The 20350-nt window shown below is 70.2% G+C and carries 16 protein-coding genes; 7 read left to right on the top strand and 9 right to left on the bottom strand.

Going from position 1 to position 20350, the window contains the following annotated elements; translation table 11 throughout:
- Positions 1 to 5: 5 nt before the first annotated feature.
- Positions 6 to 2069: an RNB domain-containing ribonuclease gene (locus tag N5D62_RS21930; RefSeq protein WP_279760021.1), complete on the bottom strand. Its 2064-nt coding sequence runs from the start codon at positions 2067 to 2069 to the stop codon at positions 6 to 8.
- Positions 2070 to 2193: 124 nt separating this feature from the next.
- Here N5D62_RS21930 and lplT point away from each other — a divergent pair, with 124 nt between their 5' ends.
- Positions 2194 to 3438, top strand: coding sequence for a lysophospholipid transporter LplT (gene lplT / locus N5D62_RS21925; protein ID WP_279760020.1), 1245 nt, complete (start codon positions 2194 to 2196; stop codon positions 3436 to 3438).
- A 185-nt stretch (positions 3439 to 3623) separates the two neighbouring features.
- Here the strand turns inward: lplT and N5D62_RS21920 are convergent, their stop codons facing one another.
- Complete coding sequence (locus N5D62_RS21920; protein ID WP_279760019.1) at positions 3624 to 5024, bottom strand: glycosyltransferase family 1 protein; 1401 nt, start codon at positions 5022 to 5024, stop codon at positions 3624 to 3626.
- A 31-nt stretch (positions 5025 to 5055) separates the two neighbouring features.
- Here N5D62_RS21920 and N5D62_RS21915 point away from each other — a divergent pair, with 31 nt between their 5' ends.
- Positions 5056 to 5697 (top strand): hypothetical protein, encoded by a 642-nt coding sequence (locus N5D62_RS21915; protein WP_279760018.1) that lies wholly within the window; start codon positions 5056 to 5058, stop codon positions 5695 to 5697.
- 59 nt (positions 5698 to 5756) lie between these two features.
- Positions 5757 to 6665 carry an alpha/beta hydrolase gene (locus N5D62_RS21910; RefSeq protein ID WP_279760017.1) on the top strand — a complete coding sequence of 303 codons (909 nt, stop codon included), beginning with the start codon at positions 5757 to 5759 and terminating at the stop codon, positions 6663 to 6665.
- Here the strand turns inward: N5D62_RS21910 and N5D62_RS21905 are convergent.
- The 3 genes from N5D62_RS21905 to N5D62_RS21895 all read right to left on the bottom strand — a co-directional run bounded on the left by N5D62_RS21905 (position 6574) and on the right by N5D62_RS21895 (position 9283).
- Positions 6574 to 6981 carry a hypothetical protein gene (locus N5D62_RS21905; protein ID WP_279760016.1) on the bottom strand — a complete coding sequence of 136 codons (408 nt, stop codon included), beginning with the start codon at positions 6979 to 6981 and terminating at the stop codon, positions 6574 to 6576. The genes N5D62_RS21910 and N5D62_RS21905 overlap by 92 nt on opposite strands.
- 3 nt (positions 6982 to 6984) lie before the next feature.
- Positions 6985 to 7452, bottom strand: a complete 468-nt coding sequence (locus N5D62_RS21900; RefSeq protein ID WP_279760015.1) for a Panacea domain-containing protein — start codon at positions 7450 to 7452, stop codon at positions 6985 to 6987.
- A gap of 160 nt (positions 7453 to 7612) precedes the next feature.
- Positions 7613 to 9283 (bottom strand): aminotransferase class III-fold pyridoxal phosphate-dependent enzyme, encoded by a 1671-nt coding sequence (locus N5D62_RS21895; RefSeq protein WP_279760014.1) that lies wholly within the window; start codon positions 9281 to 9283, stop codon positions 7613 to 7615.
- A gap of 79 nt (positions 9284 to 9362) precedes the next feature.
- On the opposite strand from N5D62_RS21895, the gene asd reads away from it, so the two are divergent.
- From asd to N5D62_RS21880, 3 genes are all read left to right on the top strand, one after another.
- Entirely contained in the window at positions 9363 to 10256 is an 894-nt protein-coding gene (asd, locus tag N5D62_RS21890; RefSeq protein WP_279760013.1) for an archaetidylserine decarboxylase, read from the top strand.
- The gene (locus tag N5D62_RS21885) at positions 10243 to 11283 is read left to right on the top strand and encodes a transporter (RefSeq protein ID WP_279760012.1); all 1041 of its coding nucleotides are present in this window, start codon (positions 10243 to 10245) and stop codon (positions 11281 to 11283) included. The genes asd and N5D62_RS21885 overlap by 14 nt, the downstream gene beginning before the upstream one ends.
- Before the next feature lie 180 nt (positions 11284 to 11463).
- On the top strand, positions 11464 to 12513 hold the full coding sequence (locus N5D62_RS21880) for a DUF2272 domain-containing protein (protein ID WP_279760011.1): 1050 nt from the start codon (positions 11464 to 11466) through the stop codon (positions 12511 to 12513).
- A 102-nt stretch (positions 12514 to 12615) separates the two neighbouring features.
- Here the strand turns inward: N5D62_RS21880 and N5D62_RS21875 are convergent, their stop codons facing one another.
- Positions 12616 to 13236, bottom strand: coding sequence for a YqiA/YcfP family alpha/beta fold hydrolase (locus tag N5D62_RS21875; protein ID WP_279760010.1), 621 nt, complete (start codon positions 13234 to 13236; stop codon positions 12616 to 12618).
- 252 nt (positions 13237 to 13488) lie between these two features.
- Between N5D62_RS21875 and N5D62_RS21870 the strand changes: the two genes are divergently transcribed.
- The gene (locus tag N5D62_RS21870) at positions 13489 to 16239 is read left to right on the top strand and encodes a zinc-dependent metalloprotease (RefSeq protein ID WP_279760009.1); all 2751 of its coding nucleotides are present in this window, start codon (positions 13489 to 13491) and stop codon (positions 16237 to 16239) included.
- 130 nt (positions 16240 to 16369) lie between these two features.
- Here N5D62_RS21870 and N5D62_RS21865 read toward each other — a convergent pair whose 3' ends face one another.
- The 3 genes from N5D62_RS21865 to hemL all read right to left on the bottom strand — a co-directional run bounded on the left by N5D62_RS21865 (position 16370) and on the right by hemL (position 20318).
- Entirely contained in the window at positions 16370 to 17449 is a 1080-nt protein-coding gene (locus tag N5D62_RS21865) for an AI-2E family transporter (RefSeq protein ID WP_279760008.1), read from the bottom strand.
- A gap of 103 nt (positions 17450 to 17552) precedes the next feature.
- Entirely contained in the window at positions 17553 to 18917 is a 1365-nt protein-coding gene (gene mpl / locus N5D62_RS21860; protein WP_279760007.1) for a UDP-N-acetylmuramate:L-alanyl-gamma-D-glutamyl-meso-diaminopimelate ligase, read from the bottom strand.
- 114 nt (positions 18918 to 19031) lie between these two features.
- Entirely contained in the window at positions 19032 to 20318 is a 1287-nt protein-coding gene (gene hemL / locus N5D62_RS21855) for a glutamate-1-semialdehyde 2,1-aminomutase (RefSeq protein ID WP_279760006.1), read from the bottom strand.
- Between the last annotated feature and the right edge of the window lie 32 nt (positions 20319 to 20350).

Below are 20350 nucleotides of genomic sequence, written 5' to 3'. Positions count from 1 at the left end.
CGGCGTCAGGACGCGGCGGGCGCGGGCGACGCGGCGCCGTCCTTCGGAGACTCGCCGCCGTCGGCGCCCTCGTCGTTGACGTCGATCGCCAGCGTCAGCACGCCGGCGGGTTCCTCGTCCTCCTCGTCCTCCTCGGACTCGTCGGCGGCGGGGGCCGCGTCGGCGTCCAGGCGCTCGACCAGGCTGGCGTGCACGTCCAGCGTCAGTTCGTCGAGCCCGGTGATGCGGACCTTCACATGCGTGTTGCGCGGCAGGCCGTCGCAGCCGAGCGCGCGGAACACCAGCGGCAGCTCGTCGGCGCGGACCAGGCCGTCCTTGAGCACGGCGGCGGTCAGCTCGGTGATGCCCTGCTGCTGCAGGTAGCGCAGCGTCCAGTAGCGCTCGATGCCGGACTGGAAGCCGTTGTAGGCGCTGTAGGCGGCGTCGAAGCCCGAGATGATCGAGAACAGCTGCGCGTCCTTGGGCTTGAACGGCGCGACCAGCGCGGCGGTGCGGCCGTGGCGGGCGCACGCGATGATCTGCCACTGGTTCACCAGGTCGACGTAGCGGCGCAGCGGCGAGGTCGCCCAGGTGTACTGCGCGACGCCCATGCCGGCGTGCGGCGCCGGCTTGGTGCCCATGCGCACCTTGATGCCGGGCGCCAGGCTGGCCTGGCTGCGGTAGATGCCGGGCACGCCGCAGTCGGCCAGGATCGCGCCCCAGCTCGAGTTGGCCAGGATCATGGCCTCGGCCACGATCAGGTCGAGCGCCGCGCCGCGCTGGCGCACGGTGATCGCGACCTGCTCGGTGCCGCCCGGCTCGACGCCGTCGTTGCCGACGAGGCGGAAGTTGTAGTCGGGCCGGTTGAAGGTCTCGGGCTTGCCGCGCACGACCTCGCGCTTGGCCTTCAGGTCCTTGGCCAGGCGGTAGGCGAAGGCCAGTTCCGGCGCGAAGTCGTAGTCGGCCGGGGCGGCGCCGGTCAGCGTCGCGTCGGTGATGACGTGGTCGAGCTTGTCGTGGCGCAGGTTGGCGGCGATCGGCACGCGCTCGAGCTTCGTCTCGCGGGCGGTGATCTCCAGCGTCGCCTCGTCCATCGTCAGGTAGATGCTGACGGCGGGGCAGTCGCGGCCCTCGATCAGCGTGTAGGCCTGGACGACGTCGTCGGGCAGCATCGTCAGCTTCCAGCCCGGCATGTAGACGGTGGAGAAGCGGTCGCGGGCGACCTTGTCGACCGGGGAGTCCGGCTGGATGGCCAGGCCCGGCGCGGCGATGTGCACGCCGAAGACCACGGTGCCGGAGCCCAGGCCCTGGACGGACAGCGCGTCGTCGATCTCGGTGGTGGCGGAGTCGTCGATCGAGAAGGCGCGCACGGCGGCCAGCGGCAGCTCGTCCTTGATCTCGGGCGCGGACAGCGGCGGGAAGTTCGTGCCCTTGGGGAAGTGCTCGAAGAGGAAGCGCTTCCAGTGGAACTGGTAGGGGCTGGCGATCGCGCCGGCGTCCTTGAGCAAGTCCAGCGGCGCCTTCTGGCTGCGCTTGGCGGCCTCGACGACGGCCTTGTACTCGGCGCCGTTCTTGTCGGGGCGGAACAGGATCTTGTAGATCTGGTCGGCGATCGGGGCGGGGCAGCGGCCCTGGGCGAGCTCGTCGGCCCATTGCTCGATCTGCGCGGCGATCTGCTTCTTGCGCTCGATGCCGAGCAGCGCGGCCTTGACGACGTCGGCGGGCGCCTTCTTGAACAGGCCCTTGCCCATGCGGCGGAAGTAGTGCGGCGCCTCGAAGAGCCGGAACAGCGCGCCGGCCTGCTGGCCGAGCGTGGCTTTCTCGTCGAAGTAGTCGCGGGCCAGGTCGCCGAAGCCGAACTCGCCTTCGGGGGCGAACTCCCAGGCCAGGTCGAGGTCGATCTCCTGGGCCAGCCGCTGGCCGTCCGCGACGAGTTCGGCCGGTGAGGGCTTGTCGAACTTGATCAGGACATGGGCGGATTTCACTTTGACGCGCTTGCCCGAATCGAGCTCGATCTGCATCGAGGATTCGGCTTCGGACAGGATGCGGCCGGCGAGGAATTTTCCGGCGTCTTCGAACAGGGCAAACATAGCGGCGGGATTGTCGCTGATCGTGGAGGGGGGACCGGATGGGTGCGCGTGGACGGCGTGTCAATTCGTTGTCAACACGCGGTCACGGCTCCTTCGCATACTGCGCGGCGCACTGTCCGACTTCATGCCGCCGCGCTTCCACACCCTCATCGCCGCGCAGTTCTTCTCCGCGCTGGCCGACAACGCGCTCCTGATCGTCGGCATCGCACTGCTGCGCGAGATGGGGCAGCCCGCCTGGTGGGCGCCGCTGCTCAAGCTGTGCTTCACGCTGGCCTACGTCGGCCTGGCGCCGGTGGTCGGACTGATCGCCGACGCATGGCCGAAGGTCGCGTTGATGACTTGCATGAATGGGCTCAAGGCGGTCGGTGTCGGCGCGATGGCGCTGGGGCTGGATCCGCTGCTCGCGTTCGGCATCGTCGGCACGGCCGCGGCCTGCTACGCGCCGGCGAAGTACGGGTTGATCACCGAGATCGTCCCGCCGACGAAGCTCGTCGCGGCCAATGGCTGGATCGAGGTGTCGGTGGTGTGCTCGGTGCTGCTGGGGACGCTGGTCGGCGGCCTGCTGGTGAGCCCGTGGTGGATGGCGGCGATCGGCGAACTGGGCGTGAGCCGGCCGCTGACCGCGTCCCTGTGCGCGCTGCTGGGCATCTACGGCGTGGCCGCCGCGCTGCAACTGCGCGTGCCGGAGAGCGGTATCCGCTACCCCACCCCGCCGCGACGCGCGAAGGACATCGTGCGCGATTTCCGGATCGCCAATCGCGCGCTGTGGCGGGACCGTCTGGGTGGCCGTTTGTCGCTGTCGATGACGACCTTGTTCTGGGGCGCTGGCGCGACGCTGCAGCTGGCTGTGCTGCAGTGGGCGCAGGACGTGCTGGGTTTGCGGTTGAACCAGGGGGCTTACCTGCAGGCGACGGTGGCGATTGGCGTGGTGGCGGGCGCGGGCCTGGCGGGGCGCTGGATCGCGCTGCATCACTCGTTGAAGGTGATGCCGCTGGGCCTGATGCTGGGTGGGCTGATGCTGGCCACGCCGTGGGTGACGTCGCTGGGCTGGGCGTTGCCGGCGATGGTGTTGGTGGGCGCGGTCGGTGGCGCGATGGTGGTGCCGATGAATGCGTTGCTGCAGCACCGGGGTGTGCAGATCCTGAGCGCGGGTCGTTCGATCGCGGTGCAGGGTTTCAACGAGAACCTGAGCATCCTGGTGATGCTGGGTGTCTACGCGCTGCTGCAGGCCCTGGGCGTGCCCTTGGTGTGGTTGATGAGCGGCCTGGGGATGTTCGTGTTCCTGTGCGTGCTGGTCCTGATGGTGCGGCGCCGCGTGCGTCACGAGACCCTGGTGCCTGGCGCTGCCGAAGGCGGCATCTCCGGTTGATCGAAGAGAAGGCTCGGTGCATCGCGGACGACGGGCACCCGCCCCGGGGGCGGTGTCCGCTTCCATGACTGACCAGGCGCGTTCTGTTTGAGGGTAGCGAGCCGAAGGTGAGCGGAGCGAGTTGAGCGCCGAAAGCGGTCACCGCCCCCGGGGCGGGTGTTCGTCGTCCGTTGCTCGAGAGGGGTTCAGAGCGCCCGCGCTTCCATCCTGGAGAGCTGGGACCCAGCCCGCAGCGCGATCGACGTCCCGTCGATGGCGGATGCGTAGACCTGTTCGATGCCTTGGACGATCCCGTCCCAATCGAGCGACTCCGCGCTGTCGCGAGCGGCGAGGCTCATGGCGCGCAGTCGTGGCAGGTCGTCGAGGAGGGCCAGCGTGCGCGCGTTGAAGGCGGCGGTGTCGTTGAACGGCGCGAGCCCGCCATTGACGCCGTCGCGTACGAGCAGTGCTGCCGCGGCGTACTGGTAGGCCATGACCGGGAGCCCACTGGCGAGGGCTTCGGGCGTGACGTTCCCGTAGGTTTCGGTGATGGACGGAAAGACGAACAAGTCCCCGCTCGCGTAGCACGCCGCGAGATCTTCCCCATGCCGCATCCCGGCGAAGACGACGTTGGACGAAGGCGGCAGCTGCTGCTCGAAGTCGGCGCGGGCGGGCCCGTCGCCGACGAGCACGAGCCTGGCGCGCGGATGGCGCTGACGCAACGCGGGCCAAAGGTCGACGAGCAACTGGAGGTTCTTCTCCGCCGCGAGCCGTCCCACATGGACGAGCACCGGATCGCCGGGCGCGGCGCCCCAGCTCTCGCGCAGCGCCTCGCTGCGATGCGACGGATGGAAGAGTTGGGTGTCGACGCCGCGGGCGATGACGCTGACGTGGCGGAAGCCCTGCGCCATCAGTTCGCCGGCGAGGGCCGCGTTGGGCACCATCGTCGAGTGGCAGCGGTTGTGGAACTTGCGCAGGTAGGCGAGCAGCGGGCGGCGCAGCCAGCCGATGCCGTAATGCTGGGCGTAGGCGTGGAAGTTGGTGCGGAACTCCGACACCACGGGCAGCTTGAGCTGCCGGGCGGCCTGGAGCGCGGACCAGCCCATCGGCCCTTCGGTGGCGATGTGGACGATGTCGGGGCGCTTGCTGGCCCAGAGGTTGACCAGCGTGCGCTTGGACACGACGCCCATGCGCAGGTGGGGATAGCGCGGCACCGGCAGACCGCGCATCAGGACCTCGTCGACCGGCGCGTCGGCCGGGACGGGCGCGCCCGCCGGCGCCTGGCGGGGGCGCAGCAGCTGGACCGCATGGTCCCGGGCCTGCAGTCCCTTGACGACGCACGCGATGCTGCGCGCGACGCCGTTGACCTCGGGCGGATAGGTCTCCGTCACCACCGCGACGCGGAAATGCCGCTGGCGCGTGGGGAGCTCGTCGACTTCGAGTTCGATCGGCGGGGTCGTCATGGCGCGGATGATGGGTGCCGAACGCAACAGTTCTGTGACGGTGCGAACCGTCATGCGCCTGAAACAGCGCTTGGACACAGTCGCCACGCGTCCGTCATCGATGCATCGCCGTACCGTCACGGCACTGCCATCGATCGGCGTCACGCTCCACCGCTCATTCACGCACGAGGCCCGCATGAAGGACTTTCTGGCACTTCTGAACGAACAGCGCTGGGACGACCACCGCTACTACCACCACTGCCGCATCAATCAGTCGCTGCACCTGCTGAGCGCCTGCTGCTTCGTGATCGCCTACGGGCTGCTGCTGGTCGACCCCGCGTGGGCCGCGCTGCTGGCCTGGGGCGTGTCGATGACCAGCCGCCAGGCGGGGCACTTCTTCTTCGAGCCCAAGGGCTACGACCACGTGAACCAGGCGACCCACGAGTACAAGGAAGAGATCAAGATCGGCTACAACCTGCGCCGCAAGATCGTCCTGATGGGGCTGTGGGCCGCGTCGCCGATCGCGCTGTGGCTGAAGCCGGGGCTGTTCGGCGTGTTCGAGCCGGCCACCAGCTTCATGGAGTATCTGCACCAGCTGGGCCTGGTGTGGTTCTGGATCGGCGTGGGCGGCCTGGTGTTCCGCGTGCTGCAGCTGGCGGTGATCCGCGACCTGCGCACCGGCCTGGCGTGGGCGACGAAGATCATCACCGACCCGTTCCACGACATCCAGCTGTACCACCGGGCGCCGTTGCAACTGTTGCGCGGAGAGCGGCTGGACCCGGCGCTGTGGCCCCGCGACGATGGGCACAATGCCGGCAACGGCGAACAGGCCGCCTGACCCCACCGCGCGCAGACGCGGGGCTCCGGCCGGCCCGCCCGGTCAAAGGAGTTCCCCGCATGTCCGCAGCTGAACGGCGCCCCAGGGCGCCGATGTCTTTGGTGCTGGCGGCTGTCGCCGTCGCGGTGCTGGCCGGCTGCGCCAGCCCGTTGCCCAACACCGGCAATCAACGGATCCTCGGCGGTCCGATCGTCTACACGAAGGTGGGCCACGGCGAGCCGACGGTGGTCTTGCAGTCCGGCCTGGGCGACGGACGCGATCCGTGGGGGCCGGTGGTGCAGGCGCTGCGCGCCGGGCACAGCGTCTTCGCCTACGACCGGCCCGGCTACGGCGAGAGCACGGCCACGCCGCCGACGCCGCGCAATCCCTGCGGCATCGCGACCGAACTGCACGGGCTGCTGCAGAGCGCGGGCGTCAAGCCGCCGTACGTGCTGGTCGGACATTCGATCGGCGGGCTCTACCAGTACGCGTTCTCGCGGCTGTATCCGGACGAAGTGGCGGGACTGGTGCTCGTCGACGCGACGCATCCGATGCATCTCAGACGGATGCAGGTCGAGGTGCCGTTGATGGCCAACGCGCTGGACAGCATGAGCCGGCGTGTCTTCCGCGGGATGATGCAGGCGGAGTTCCTGCAGCAGCAGGACTGCGTCGACGCGCTGCTGCCCAAGCCGCGGCCGGACGTGCCGGTGCGGGTGCTGACGCGGACCTCGTACTCGCCGATGGAGCAGGCGAGCGGGTTCGAGACGATGGTGCATGGCCTGGAGCCGAACTGGCTGCCGCTGGTGGGCGGCAAGGCGCTGCAGCCGGTGGAGGGCGCCGGGCACTACATCCAGCGCGACAAGCCGGAGGTCGTCGTGCAGGCGATCGAGGAGGTGGTCAGGGAGGCGCGGGAGCGGGCCCGTCCGCCGGCCGGTCCTTCCCCGGAAACAGCCCTCGGATCACCCCCAGGAACGCCGCCAGCACGCTGACGGTGACGCCGGTGGTGACGGCGATGAGGACGTGGTCGGACCACATTTCCAAGCCAGTGGCCGCCTTGGTCACGCCTTGAATGGACAGCAGGACCGTCCACATCCCGAGACAGGCCACGGCAAGCCCATATGCCTTGGCGGCGTAGAGCTGGCGCAACTGACGATTCGCCTGCATGTCCGCCGCCGCTTGCTCGGGGACGCCATCCCCTCGGATCGATCGGCTGGCGGGGTCATTCGCGGCGTCGCAGTCGCGCAGCTCGCTGGGAACATGCCTGGTCGCGACAGGCGCAGGGCTGGATTCGGCTTGTTGCGACATCGTTCACACCGTGGCGTCGTTGAGGATGGACTCGTGCGTGATCGGGCCGCCGTCGGGCGCGCCCTGGGACCAGGCAGAACCCGGCAGGTGCGTGAGGTCGGAGAGTGCCTGGGCCGACAGGTGGCCAAATCGCCGGATCACCGCATCGACCCATTTCCAGGAGCGGACATGGTCGGAGGGCAGCGTGGGGATTCGCCACCGCAGCGGGTCGTCGCTCCCCGACAGGATGCGCACGGTTTGAAAGACAGGCCGCGACCCGTAAGCCTTCAGCTGGTGCTGGATCGAAGGGAGGATCGGACCGGTCTCGCCCCGGATGAAGCAGTCCTCGAAGAATGGGAACCCTTCGACCTGCAGATGCCAAGCCTGCGCGAAGTACAGGAGCTTCTGAAGCTTCATCGACGACAGATCCTGAATGCGACCGGCGATGGCGCGTTCGATGAAGGCATTGGCGATGGAATAGGCGGAATACATGCGACGTCTCCTTCGGCACACGCGACAGCGCATGCCAGGCGGAGCAGTCTAGGAATCGCGATTCGCCAAAGACAGCGGGGCGCTCTGACATTCATCAATGAATGTCGGAACGCCCCGCTTCAGAGGGGAACCGTCAGCTTTCGTTCAGCCGACCCTCCGATCAGTCGTGGAGCCCCAGCGTCTCCATCAGCACCCGCCGCTTGATCGCCTGGTTGCTGGGCAGCGCCGGGCTGCTCCACCAGCCGCCGTCGCGCATCGCGCGAGCCGCGGCGACGACGCGGCGCTGCACCTCGTCGAAGTCCGCGTCGCTGAAGTCCAGGCTGAAGATCATCCGGCCCGTGCCCACCCAGCTCAGCGCCAGGCCCTGCTCGCGCAGGAAGTACTGCAGCATCCAGTTGTAGCGCGACGGCTCCGTGTAATAGAGCGTCCAGATCGAGGACATGTTGGCCGCGCGCAGCGGCAGCTGGTCCGCCTCCAGCGCCGCGTTCAAGCGGGCGCGGCGCGCGTCCTGCTGCGCGTCCTGCTCGTCGAGCTGGCGCAGCCGCTCCGGGTCCTCGAGCGCGTCCAGGAACACCGACATCGACCCCATCACGTACGGATGCGTGTTGAAGGTGCCACGGGCGAAGCAGATGTCGGCCGGGCGCTCGTCGCGGAAGCGCTTCATCCACGCCGCGCGGCCGCACACCACGCCGATCGGCAGTCCGCCGCCCAGCGTCTTGCCGTAGGTCACCAGGTCCGCCTGCACGCCGAAATACGCCTGCGCGCCGCCCGCGCCGAGGCGGAAGCCCATGAACACCTCGTCGAAGATCAGCGCGATGCCGCGCTCGGTGCAGACCTCGCGCAGCTCGCGCAGCCAGGCGGCGTAGGCCGCCTTGTCGTAGGACGCGCGGCGCGAGCTGTCCACCAGCGAGCCGTCGCCCGGCGCCGGCTTGTTCGGATGCAGCGCCTGCAGCGGATTGACCAGCACGCAGGCGATGTCGCGCCGCGTGCGCAGCACCCGCAGGCTGCGTTCGTGCATGTCGCGCAGCGTGTAGGTGCGCTCGGCCGGCAGCGGGTTGCCCGGGCCCGGCTGGGCCTCGTCCCACCAGCCGTGGTACGCGCCGCAGAAACGCACCAGGTGCGTCTTGCCGGTGTGGTACCGGGCCAGGCGCACCGCCTGCATCACCGCCTCGGTGCCCGACATGTGGAACGACAGCTGGTCCATCCGCGCATGCGCCAGCACGCGCCGCACGTTGTCCTCGACCAGCGGGTGGTAGACGCCGAGCACCGGGCCGAGCGCCTCGACGCGGCGGGCGCCCTCGGCGATGCAGCGGCGGTAGAAGTCGTAGCCGAACAGGTTCACGCCGTAGGAGCCGGCGAGGTCGAGGAAGCGTTCCCCGTCGGCGTCGGTCAGCCAGTGGCCGTCGCTGGCCACCATCACCGGGCCCAGCGGCAGCTCGCGCTGCACCAGCGGGCTGAACGGCGGCGGCACCCGGTAGCTGCTGGTGAACTGCAGGTCCGGCAGCGACGGCTTCATCGCCTGCGTCGCGGCGATGCTGCGCGCATGCCGCGACTTCAGCGTGCGCGACAGCGCGGCGAAGCTCGAGCGCCGCTGCGCGACGATCGCCTCGGGCGCGTCGTCGGCGCTGAAGAAGCGGGCGTCGTCGAAGCGCTGCGTCTTCATCAGCCGCGCCAGCCGCACCGCCATCCGCGAGTGGCCCGCCAGCGACGGGTGTTTCGCCCGCGACAGCTGCAACCGGCGCCACCCGGTCGGCGCGTAGTAGAGCGCCAGCAGCCCCGCCGCGGCGGCGGCCACGGGCAGCAGGTCGAAGGTGAAGAACGTCGTGGACATGGGCATGGACCTCCGGAGCCTCGTTCAGCTGTCACACAGCATTGGCAAATTACGGAGATATGTATCCGACGGAATTGACATGTCCATGAAATCGGCGCGCTGGATCGATCGGCTGACCCAGCAGGAAGACCTCAACTTCCTCCTCACCAACCGGGTGCCGCGCCTGGCGCTGACGCGCTTCATGGGCTGGTACAGCCGCATCGACAACCCCTGGCTGACGCGGCTGAGCGTCGCGGTCTGGCGGCTGTTCACCGACCTGGACCTGAGCGAGGCCGACCCCCCGGCGCACGGCTACCGCTCGCTGCGCGACGTCTTCACGCGCCGGCTGAAGCCGGGACGCCGCACCGTCGACACGACGCCAGGCACGATCGTCAGCCCCTGCGACGCGATCGTCGGCGCCCACGGCCGGGTCGAGCGCGGCATGGCGCTGCAGGCCAAGGGCATGGACTACCGCATCGCCGAGCTCTTCGGCGACGCCACCCGCGCCGCGCCCTACCTGAACGGCACCTACCTGACGCTGCGGCTGACCTCCGCGATGTACCACCGCTTCCACGCGCCGGCCGACCTGCGGATCCAGCGCGTGACGCACATCACCGGCGACACCTGGAACGTCAACCCGATCGCGCTCAAGCGGGTCGAGCGCCTGTTCTGCCGCAACGTCCGCGCCGCGATCGAGTGCACGCTGCCCGACGGCACGCCGGTGGCGCTGGTGCCGGTGGCGGCGATCCTGGTGGCCAGCCTGCGGCTGCACGCGCTGGACCTGACGCTGCGGCCGGACCATCCGGGGCCGCACCGCTTCGACGTCGGCCACGACCACGCGCGCGGCGAGGAGATGGGCTGGTTCGAGCAGGGCTCGACCATCATCGTGTTCCTGCCGCCCGGCGTGAACCTGTCGCCGAGCTTGCAGACCGGCGCCCGCCTTCGCATGGGTGACGTCATTGCCCATCTACCATCCGCGGATGGCGACGAATGACCTTCCGCAGCCCGTGCGCGGGCTGGACGCCCCGTACGGCGGCGACGAGCACGGGCTGATCTGCGGCTTCTGGATCCACCCGGAGCGGCCGACCGAGGCGCTGCCCACGCTCGCCCAGGCGCAGGCGCGGCTGGCGCGGCCCGAGGGCGGCTTCCTGTGGCTGCACCTGAACCTGGCACATGCCGGCGCGCTGCCCTGGCTGCGGCGCAACGCGGCGCTGGCCGAGAGCTTCGACGAGGCGCAGCAGCAGGGCTCGCGCTCCTCGCGCATCGAGCGCGTCGGCGACCACCTCTTCGCGGTGCTCAACGACGTGACCTTCGATTTCGCCTTCGACGTCGGCGACGTCTCGTCGCTGTGGATGCAGGTCAGCGAGCACCTCGTGCTGAGCGTGCGGCGCGCGCCGCTGCGCTCGGTGGACCGGCTGCGCATGGCGATCAAGCGCGGCGACCGGCCGCGTTCCAGCGTCGCGCTGCTGGACCACCTGCTGCGCGACCAGGCCGACGAGCTGCAGCGCATCGTGCGCCAGGCCACCGAGCGCGTGGACGACATCGAGGATGCGCTGCTCGCCGGCCGCCACGTCGGCCATGAGACCGAGGTCGCCGCGCTGCGCCGGCTGATGGTGCGGCTGCAGCGGCTGCTGGCGCCGGAACCGAGCGCGCTGCTGCGGATGCTGTCCAACCCGCCCGAGTGGGTGGCCGAGCAGGACAAGCAGCAGCTGCAGCAGGCGAGCGAGGAATTCGCGCTGGTGCTGCGCGACATCCAGGCGCTGCAGGAACGCATCCGCGCGGTGCAGGACGAGACCTCGGCCCGGGTCGCGCAGGAGAACAACCAGACGCTGTACGTGCTGACGATGGTGACGGTGCTGGCGCTGCCGATCAACCTGATCAGCGGCCTGTTCGGCATGAACGTCGGCGGGTTGCCGCTGCTCGAGGACAAGCACGGGTTCTGGGTCGTCGTCAGCATGATCGTGTTGTTGACGGTGGTGTTGACGGTGCTGGTGCTGCGCGCGACGGGCCGGAGAAAGTAGTCGGCCACGCGGCGCGGGCGCTCCTTGATCGAGCCGGGCGCGATCGGCGCTGGATGCATTGGCGCAGACCGCGGATCCTGCGGCGATAGCCGCCGGGAATGCCCGTCCCGTCGATTGGCATGGGACGCGGGGCGCCGCGCTTTCACAATCCGCGCGACCTCACGATGCCTTCGCGCTCCGATGCCTGCTTTCCGTCCGCCGCGGCGCTCGCCCCGCCATTCGTCCCGCCGCTCGCCGGCTCGCTTCCTCGTTCACGCCGCGCTCGCGGTCGTGCCGCTCGTCGCCTCGTTCGGCGCCGCCGCGCAGTCCTGCGAGGCGCCCGGCCCCGCGCCGGCGCTCGGCGCGCGCATCGCGTCGATCGCGATGGCGGAGTACCAACGCTTCAACGGCCATCGCATCGATGCCCACGGGCGGCTGTGGAAGTTCGGCTCGGTGGAGACTGAGACCGAGCCGCTGCGCGCCGCCGAGGGCGACGCGGCGCCGCCCGCCGACCGCTACGCGTGGCGGCGCGTCTGGACCTACTGGCAGACGCTGGAGCAGCACCGGCCCGGCACCGCCGGCCATCGCGACTTCAAATGGGCGCCGTCGCTGCTCGACGACCCCGCGTCCGCGTCACCGAGCCGTGTCGAGTCCGTCGGTGCGCTGCTGGCCGCCGTGCCCGCCGACGCGCCGCGGGCCGAGCAGCTCCGCGAGGCGCTGGTGCGCGCCGCCATCGCCGACTCGCCCTGGTCCGGCGCCTTCATCTCGTTCGTCATGCACGAGGCCGGCCTGAGCGACCAGGCCTTCCACTTCGCCGGCGCGCACGCGGTCTACATCGCCGGCGCGCTGCGCGACGAGCCCGGCTACGCGTTCCGTGCCTGCGACATCCGGCGCACGGCGCCGCGGGTCGGCGATTTGATCTGCTACTCGCGCGGGCAGCGGGTGCTCGAGACCTTCGCCGACTGGCAGGCGCGCGCCGGCGAACTCGACGGGCGCACCAAGTCGCATTGCGACGTGGTGGTGTCGGTCGATCCGAAGGCGCTGAAGATCGAGTCGATCGGCGGCAACGTGCTGCAGGCCGTCACGCGGCGCCAGCTGATGGTCAACGAGGCGGGGCTGCTCGCCCGGCGCCACTACGCCGGCGCGCCGATGAACCGGCCCCGGCCCGGCAGCCCGTGCGCCGAGGACGCGAGCTGCGAGAAGTCCGACCTGAACCAGCAGCACTGGGGCGTGCTGCTGCAGCTGCGCTGACGAGGCGAGGTGTTGACGAGGCGAACTGGCGACGTTGACGTTGCCGTCGCGCCGAAGGAGCGGGGGGCGCGTCGACGTCGCGTTGGCGCCGCCCGTGCCGCCTCAGAGACCCAGGAACGCGGTGAGCTCGTCGAGGTGGTCGTCGAAGTCCGCGAGCCCGTGGTCGCCGCCCTCGAGCAGCTTGATCCGGCAGGCCGCGTAGCGCGCCTGCATCTCGCGCCAGTCCAGCACCTCGTCGCCCTTGGCGATCACCGCCATCATCCGGTCGGGGAACGCGAGCTCGCCGGCGTCCAGCGCGCGGAGCTCGTCGACGAACCCGGGCTGGAAGTAGAAGTGCTCCTCGGGGTTTTGCCAGCAGGTCTGCTCGCCGATGTAGTTCGCGAGGTCGCGGGCCGGGTCGACCGCCGGATTCAGCAGCGCGGTCCGCGCGCCGGTGCGCTGCGCGACCCAGGTGGCGTAGAAGCCGCCGAGCGAGCTTCCCATCACCGCCATCGTGTCGCGCGGCCAGTCGCGGACCAGCGCCTCGACGAGCGCCATCGCCTCGCGCGGCGACGGCGGCAGCTGCGGACTGGCGAACACCAGGTCCGGCCGGTGGTCCGCGGTCCAGCGCGCCATCCGCTGCGCCTTGGCCGACCGCGGCGACGAGCGGAAGCCGTGCAGGTAGAGCAGGTGGGTGCGGCGCGCGGGCGCGGGGGAGACCGGCGGGAAGGGGTGGTCGCTCATGGGCGGGCAGTGTAGGCGCGCGCCCTCCGCCATCCGGGCGGGTCACTTCCGGCACGGGTGCCGGGCTGGGCGATCATCGCCAGGCGCGCGGTTCGCGAGGATCGCGCGCTCGTTAGTGCGCATTGACGCGGGGGCCCCCGCCCCGCACATTGCCCGCTTCACCGGGGCGCACGCGGCAAGAGGACCGCGGCGCCCGCTTTCTCAACCGGGCCCGGCCGGACACCCCGGACGGACCGCCGACACCACAGATCCATGATCAACAGGGACACGATCCAGCTGACGGCCATCGCGGCCGCGGCGCTGCTGCTGACCGCCTGCGCCACCCCCGGCACGACCGGCACCTCCACCGCCTCCGCGCCGGCCGCCCAGGCCGCGCAGCCGCCGGCCTCCGCCGCCTCGGGCGCGCCGGGCCAGCCCGGCGGCCCGTCGCCGATGACCGCGCGTCCCCCCGCCGACCCGACCGCGCCCAAGCCCTTCGCCGAGGTCAGCCGCGACGCCAAGCGCGACGACGGCCTGTTCCCCATCCTGCGCAAGGACGAGAAGGTCTGGCTCGAGATCCCGCGCGCGATGCTGAACAAGCCCTTCCTGTTCACCATCAACATCTCCAGCTCCATCGGCGAACGCGGCTTCTACGCCAGCCAGATGGGCCCGGACGTGCTGGCCGAGTGGCGCCGCATCGGCAACACGATCCAGCTGGTGGCGCTGAACACCGAGTTCCGCGCCGAGGGCGGCGGCAAGCGCGCCGCCGAGGAAGCGTTCTCGCCCAGCCTGCTGGCCGCCGGCCCGGTCGCCAGCGCGGACCATCCGGAGCGCAAGGCCTTCCTGGTCGACGCCGCGATGCTGCTCAGCGACATCCCCGGCATGTCCACGCGGCTGGAGATGGCCTACCGGCTGCCCTACAACGTCGACCGCGCCAACTCGCACTTCGAGCTGACCCGCGCCGACGAGCAGCTGACCACGCTCAACGCCAAGGTCCACTACTTCACGCCGCGCATCCCGGCGCCGCCGCTGGTGGCCCCGCCGGTGCCGGTGCCCACGCCGCCGCAGGCGCTGCCGGACCCGCGCTCGATGTTCATGGGCTTCGTCTACAACTTCCGCGCGCTGCCGGCCGAGCAGATGGCCGCCCGCCGCGCCGACGGCCGGCTGGGTCACTTCACCCAGACCTTCACCGACCTGAGCGACGACCTGAAGGCCAACCCGCGGGTGCACTACATCAACCGCTGGCGCCTGGAGAAGAAGGATCCGGCGGCGGAGCTGTCCGAGCCGGTGCAGCCGATCGTCTACTGGATGGACAAGAACATCCCGCCGAAGTACCGCCCCGCGGTCGAGGCCGGCATCCTGGAATGGAACAAGGCCTTCGAGAAGATCGGCTTCAAGAACGCGGTCGTGGCCAAGCAGCAGCCCGATGACGCCGACTGGGACAACATGGACGCGTCGCACGCGTCGATCCGCTGGTTCGTCGGCTCGGACGTGGGCTTCGCGATCGGCCCGAGCCACGTCGACCCGCGCAGCGGCGAGATCCTGGACGCCGACATCGGCATGAGCGACGTGTTCGCCCGCGGCGGCCGCGCCTTCATCAGCGAGGACGCGCCGCGCGGCATGAACGGCCAGATGGTGTCGTCGCTGGCCGAGGAAGCGCAGGCGCTGGCCGCGCTGAACAAGGGCTGGCGCGAGGGCCGCAACGCGACCTACTGCACCTACGCGCACGACGCGGCGTCGGAGATGGACTTCGCGCTCGACATCCTCGAGGCCCGCGGCGAGATCGCCCCCGACAGCCCCGAGGCCGACGCCTTCATCCAGGCGCGGATCAAGGACGTGATCATGCATGAGGTGGGTCACACGCTGGGCCTGAAGCACAACTTCAAGGCCTCGACGCAGGTCTCGCAGGCGCAGCTCAAGGACAAGGCCTGGACCGACACGCACGGCATCTCGGCCTCGGTGATGGACTACAACGCCTACAACATCCCGCTCGAGGGCGAGGCGCCGACCACCTACAACAACACCACGCTGGGCGCCTACGACTACTGGGCGATCGAGTACGCCTACAAGCAGGTGCCGCGCGAGCAGGAAGGCGCCGAGCTGGGCCGCATCGCCGCGCGCAACACGCAGCCGGGCCTGGCCTACGCGGACGACACCGACGCCGGCGGCTTCGGCCCGTTCGACGGCATGGACCCGACGATCAACCGCTTCGACCTGGGCGACGACCCGCTGGCGTACTTCCGCAAGCGGCTCAAGCTGACGCAGGAGCTGTGGACGCGGGTGCAGAGCCGTCCGGCGCTGTCCTCCGACGATCCGCTGCGCCAGCGCCGCCAGCTGGCCGCGGGCTTCAACCAGCTGGCGCGCGCGTCGGACCTGGTGGGCAAGTACGTCGGCGGCATGTACACGCACCGCGACGTGCCGGGCTCGGCGGTCGCGGCGATGCGCCCGGTCGATCCGGCCAAGCAGCGCGAGGCGCTGCGCTTCCTGGCGCAGGGCATCTTCAGCGCCGACAGCTTCCGCTTCAAGCCGGAGTTCATGACCTCGATCACGACGGACTACGTCGAGTTCATGCGGGCGGGCTTCGTCAACATCCCGGCGGCGGTGGCGCGGGTGCAGCTGGGCTCGCTGGACCGCCTGCTGCAGGCGCAGACGGCGATCCGCCTGATGGAACTGCCGAACTACGTGCCGGCGTCGCAGCGCAAGGGCCTGATCTCGATCAACGAGGTCTACGGCACGCTGCAGGCCTCGATCTGGAGCGAGCTCAAGACCGGCGCCGAGATCGACCCGCTGCGCCGCAACCTGCAGCGCGAGTACCTGCGCCGCCTGCAGGCCAACCTGACCAAGGGCGGCGCGGCGTCGGGGCAGTTCGCCGATGCCTACGCGATGCTGCGCCTGCACGCGGTGCAGCTGCAGGGCGACCTGCGCGCCGCGCAGGGCAAGGGCTCGCCGGAAACGCGCGCCCACCTGGCCGAGAGCCTGGACATGCTCAGCAGCGTGCTCAAGGCGACGATGACGCGCACCTGAGCGCGCGATCGGGCGGCGGCTCCGGCCGCCGTTTCGCCCAGGCAGGAAGCCCGGGCGACAAGGACAAAGGGCCGGCGAATGCCGGCCCTTTGCGTTGGGTCCCGCGATCCGTCGCGGGTCGGGAAGATCGTCAGTGCGGGTCGCCGACCGGATACCGCCGCTCGGCGGCCACGATGTCCCAGACGGCGATGAACATCGCCGCGATCAGCGGGCCGATCACGAAGCCGTTGATCCCGAACACCGCCATCCCGCCCAGCGTCGACAGCAGCACGACGTAGTCCGGCATCTTGGTGTCCTTGCCCACCAGCAGCGGCCGCAGCAGGTTGTCCACCAGCCCGATCACCAGCGTGCCGAACAGGATCAGCCCCACGCCCGAGGCGATCTGCCCGGTCGCCAGCAGGTAGATCGCCACCGGCGCCCACACCAGCGCCGCGCCCACCGCCGGCAGCAGCGACAGGAAGGCCATCAGCACCGCCCACAGCACCGGCGCGTGGATGCCCAGCACCCAGAACGCGAAGCCGCCCAGCGCGCCCTGGATCGCCGCGACCGCGATGTTGCCCTTGACCGTCGCGCGGATCACCGTCCGGAACTTCTCGCCGAGCTGGCGCTTGTACGAGTCCTGCAGCGGCAGCGCGTCGCGGATGCGCAGCGACAGCTGCTCGCCGTCGCGCAGCAGGAAGAACAGCAGGTAGAGCATCACGAAGAAGCTCACCAGGAAGTCGAAGGTGTCCTGCCCGAAGCCCAGCGCCTTGGTCGCCATGAACTGGCTGCCCTGGTTCAGCGCGCTGCCCAGCTTCTCCTGCAGGTTGGACAGGTCGTGCAGGCCGAGCCGCTCCAGCACCTCCAGCAGCCAGGCCGGCAGCGCCGCGTAGACCTGCGCCACGTAGGTGCCGAAGTTGAACTTGCCCGACTTCACCATCTCGAAGACGACCGCCGCCTCGCGCACCAGCGCGCCCATCACGTAGGTCAGCGGCAGCACCACCAGCAGCAGGATCACCAGGATCGTCAGTCCCGAGGACAGCCCGGTACGCCGCGTCTTGCGCAGCAGCCGCCGGTACAGCGGCTGGAACACGATGGCCAGCGCCACCGCCCACAGCACCGCGCTCAGCATCGGCCACAGGATCCAGCCGAACGCCACCGTCACCAGCGCCAGCAGGCACAGGAAGGACCGGTTCTGCAGCGCGGGCACCAGCTTGCCAGGACCACTCATCGTGTCGTCGCTCCTCGAGTCGTTGGGGCGGGGGGAGGGCAGGCGCCATGCCTGCGTCCCTCCGCGGGGGGCGCTTGCGCGCGCGGGGCGCAGGATCGCCGGTTTACTTCAGCGCGTCCAGCAGCTTCTCGTGGATGCCGCCGAAGCCGCCGTTGCTCATGCACAGCACATGGTCGCCGGGCCGGGCCGCGCGCTTGACCATCGCCACCAGGTCGTCGACGTCCGCGCCGACCAGTCCCTGCTCGCCCAGCGGCGCCAGCGCCTCGCGGGCGTCCCAGCTCAGGCCGTCCTGGTTGCAGAAGCTCAGGTCCGCCTCCTCCAGCGCCCAGGGCAGCTGCGCCTTCATCGTCCCGAGCTTCATCGTGTTGGAGCGGGGCTCGAACACCGCCAGGATCCGTTCCTGCGGCGCGATGCGCCGGCGCAGGCCGTCGATGGTCGTGTGGATCGCCGTCGGGTGGTGGGCGAAGTCGTCGTAGACCTTCACGCCGCCGGCCTCGCCGCGCAGTTCCAGCCGGCGACGCACGTTCTTGAAGCCGCCCAGCGCCTGCGCCGCCTGCTCCGGATCGACGCCGACATGCTCCGCCGCGGCGATCGCCGCCAGCGCGTTGAGCTGGTTGTGCTCGCCCAGCAGCTCCCAGGTCACGTGGCCGACCTTCAGGCTGCCGCGCAGGACGTCGAAGGACTGGGGCTCGCCGCGGGCGCGCAGCGCGCCGGGTTCTTCCTTGCGCGCGCCGAAGCGTTGCACATCGCTCCAGCAGCCGCGCGACAGCACCCGCTGCAGCGATTCCTCGCGCGCGTTCACCACCAGCCGGCCCGACGCCGGCACCGTCCGCACCAGGTGGTGGAACTGGGTCTCGATCGCCGCCAGGTCCGGGAAGATGTCGGCGTGGTCGTGCTCGAGGTTGTTCAGGATCGCCGTGCGCGGCCGGTAGTGGACGAACTTGCTGCGCTTGTCGAAGAAGGCGGTGTCGTACTCGTCGGCCTCGATGACGAAGCACTTGCCGCCGCCCAGCCGCGCCGAGACGCCGAAGTTCTGCGGCACGCCGCCGATCAGGAAGCCGGGCGCGAGGCCGGCCGATTCCAGGATCCAGGCCAGCATCGAGGTCGTCGAGGTCTTGCCGTGCGTGCCGGCCACCGCCAGCACGTGTTTGCCCTGCAGCACGTGCTCGGCCAGCCATTGCGGGCCGCTGGTGTAGGGCAGGCCGGCGTCCAGGATCGCCTCCATCAGCGGGAAGCGGCCCTCCGAGGAGCGCGTCACCACGTTGCCGATGACGAACAGGTCCGGCTTCAGCGCCAGCTGCTCGGCACCGAAACCCTGGATCAGCTCGATGCCCAGCGCCTCGAGCTGCGTCGACATCGGCGGATAGACGTTGGCGTCGCAGCCGGTCACCGTGTGGCCGGCCTCGCGCGCGAGCGCCGCCAGGCCGCCCATGAAGGTGCCGCAGATGCCAAGGATGTGGATATGCATGTCTCTCTCTCAGCTGCTGTACCAAGCGGTAAGCAAGCGTAATGCCTGTCGCGAAACGAAAAGATCGCGACAACCCGGCCCGGGAATTGCCGGGGCGGGCCCCGCCGACGCCGCTCAGCGCAGGGCGCGGCGGGCGGCGTCCAGCGTGGCGTCGATGTCGGCATCGGTGTGCGCGGCGGACACGAAGCCCGCCTCGTACAGCGCCGGCGCCAGGTACACACCGGCATCCAGCATGCCGTGGAAGAAGCGGTTGAAGCGCTCCTTGTCGGTGCTCATCACCGTCGTGTAGTTCTGCGGCAGCTCCTGCATCAGGAAGAAACCGAACATGCCGCCCTCGTTATCGGCGCTGAAGGGCACGCCGTTCTCGGCCGCCACCGCCTTCAGGCCGTCCACCAGCCGGCGCGTGCGCGCCGACAGGGCCTCGAAGAAGCCGGGTTTGCGGATCTCGCGCAGCGTGGCCAAGCCGCAGGCGGTGGCCACCGGGTTGCCCGACAGCGTGCCGGCCTGGTAGACGCCGCCCAGCGGGGCGAGATGGCGCATGATCTCGCGGCTCGCGCCGAAGGCCGCCAGCGGCATGCCGCCGCCGATGACCTTGCCGAACACGCTGATGTCGGGCACGAAGCCGGGGATCAGGTCGGCGTACACGCCCTGCGCGCTGCGCAGCCCGACGCGGAAGCCGGTCATCACCTCGTCCAGCACCAGCAGCGCGCCGTGCTGGCGGCACAGCTCGCGCAGCCGGGTCATGAAGGGCACGCTGGCGCGCACGAAATTCATGTTGCCGGCGATCGGCTCGACGATCACGCAGGCCAGTTCGGCGCCGTGCAGCGCGAAGGCCTCGTCCAGCTGGGCGACGTTGTTGTATTCCAGCACGATGGTGTGCTGGGCCGTCGCCTCGGGCACGCCGGCCGAGGTCGGATGGCCGAAGGTCGCCAGTCCCGAGCCCGCCTTCACGAGCAGGGCGTCGGTGTGGCCGTGATAGCAGCCCTCGAACTTGATGAACTTGTTGCGCTGCGTCGCGCCGCGCGCCAGGCGGATCGCGCTCATCGTGGCCTCGGTGCCGGAGCTGACCAGGCGGACCTGCTCGCAGCTGGGCACCAGCGACAGGATCTCCTCGGCCAGCTCGACCTCGCGCTCGGTCGGCGCGCCGAAGGAGAAGCCCTCCAGCACCGCTTTCCGGACCGCCTCGACGACCGCCGGATGGCCGTGGCCCAGGATCATCGGGCCCCAGGAGCCGATGTAGTCGATGTAGCGCTTGCCGTCGGCGTCCACGATGTGCGCGCCTTCGCCGCGCGTGATGAAGCGCGGCGTGCCGCCGACGGCGCGGAACGCGCGCACCGGGGAATTGACGCCGCCGGGAATGACGCGCTGGGCGCGGGCGAACAGGGTCTCGTTCTGGCTCATATCGGAATTCCGGTACTGCAAGGCAATCGGAT

The sequence above is a fragment of the Mitsuaria sp. GD03876 genome (assembly GCF_029840635.1).
Classification (GTDB): domain Bacteria; phylum Pseudomonadota; class Gammaproteobacteria; order Burkholderiales; family Burkholderiaceae_C; genus Roseateles.
This window is presented reverse-complemented; position numbering and strand designations above follow the sequence as displayed.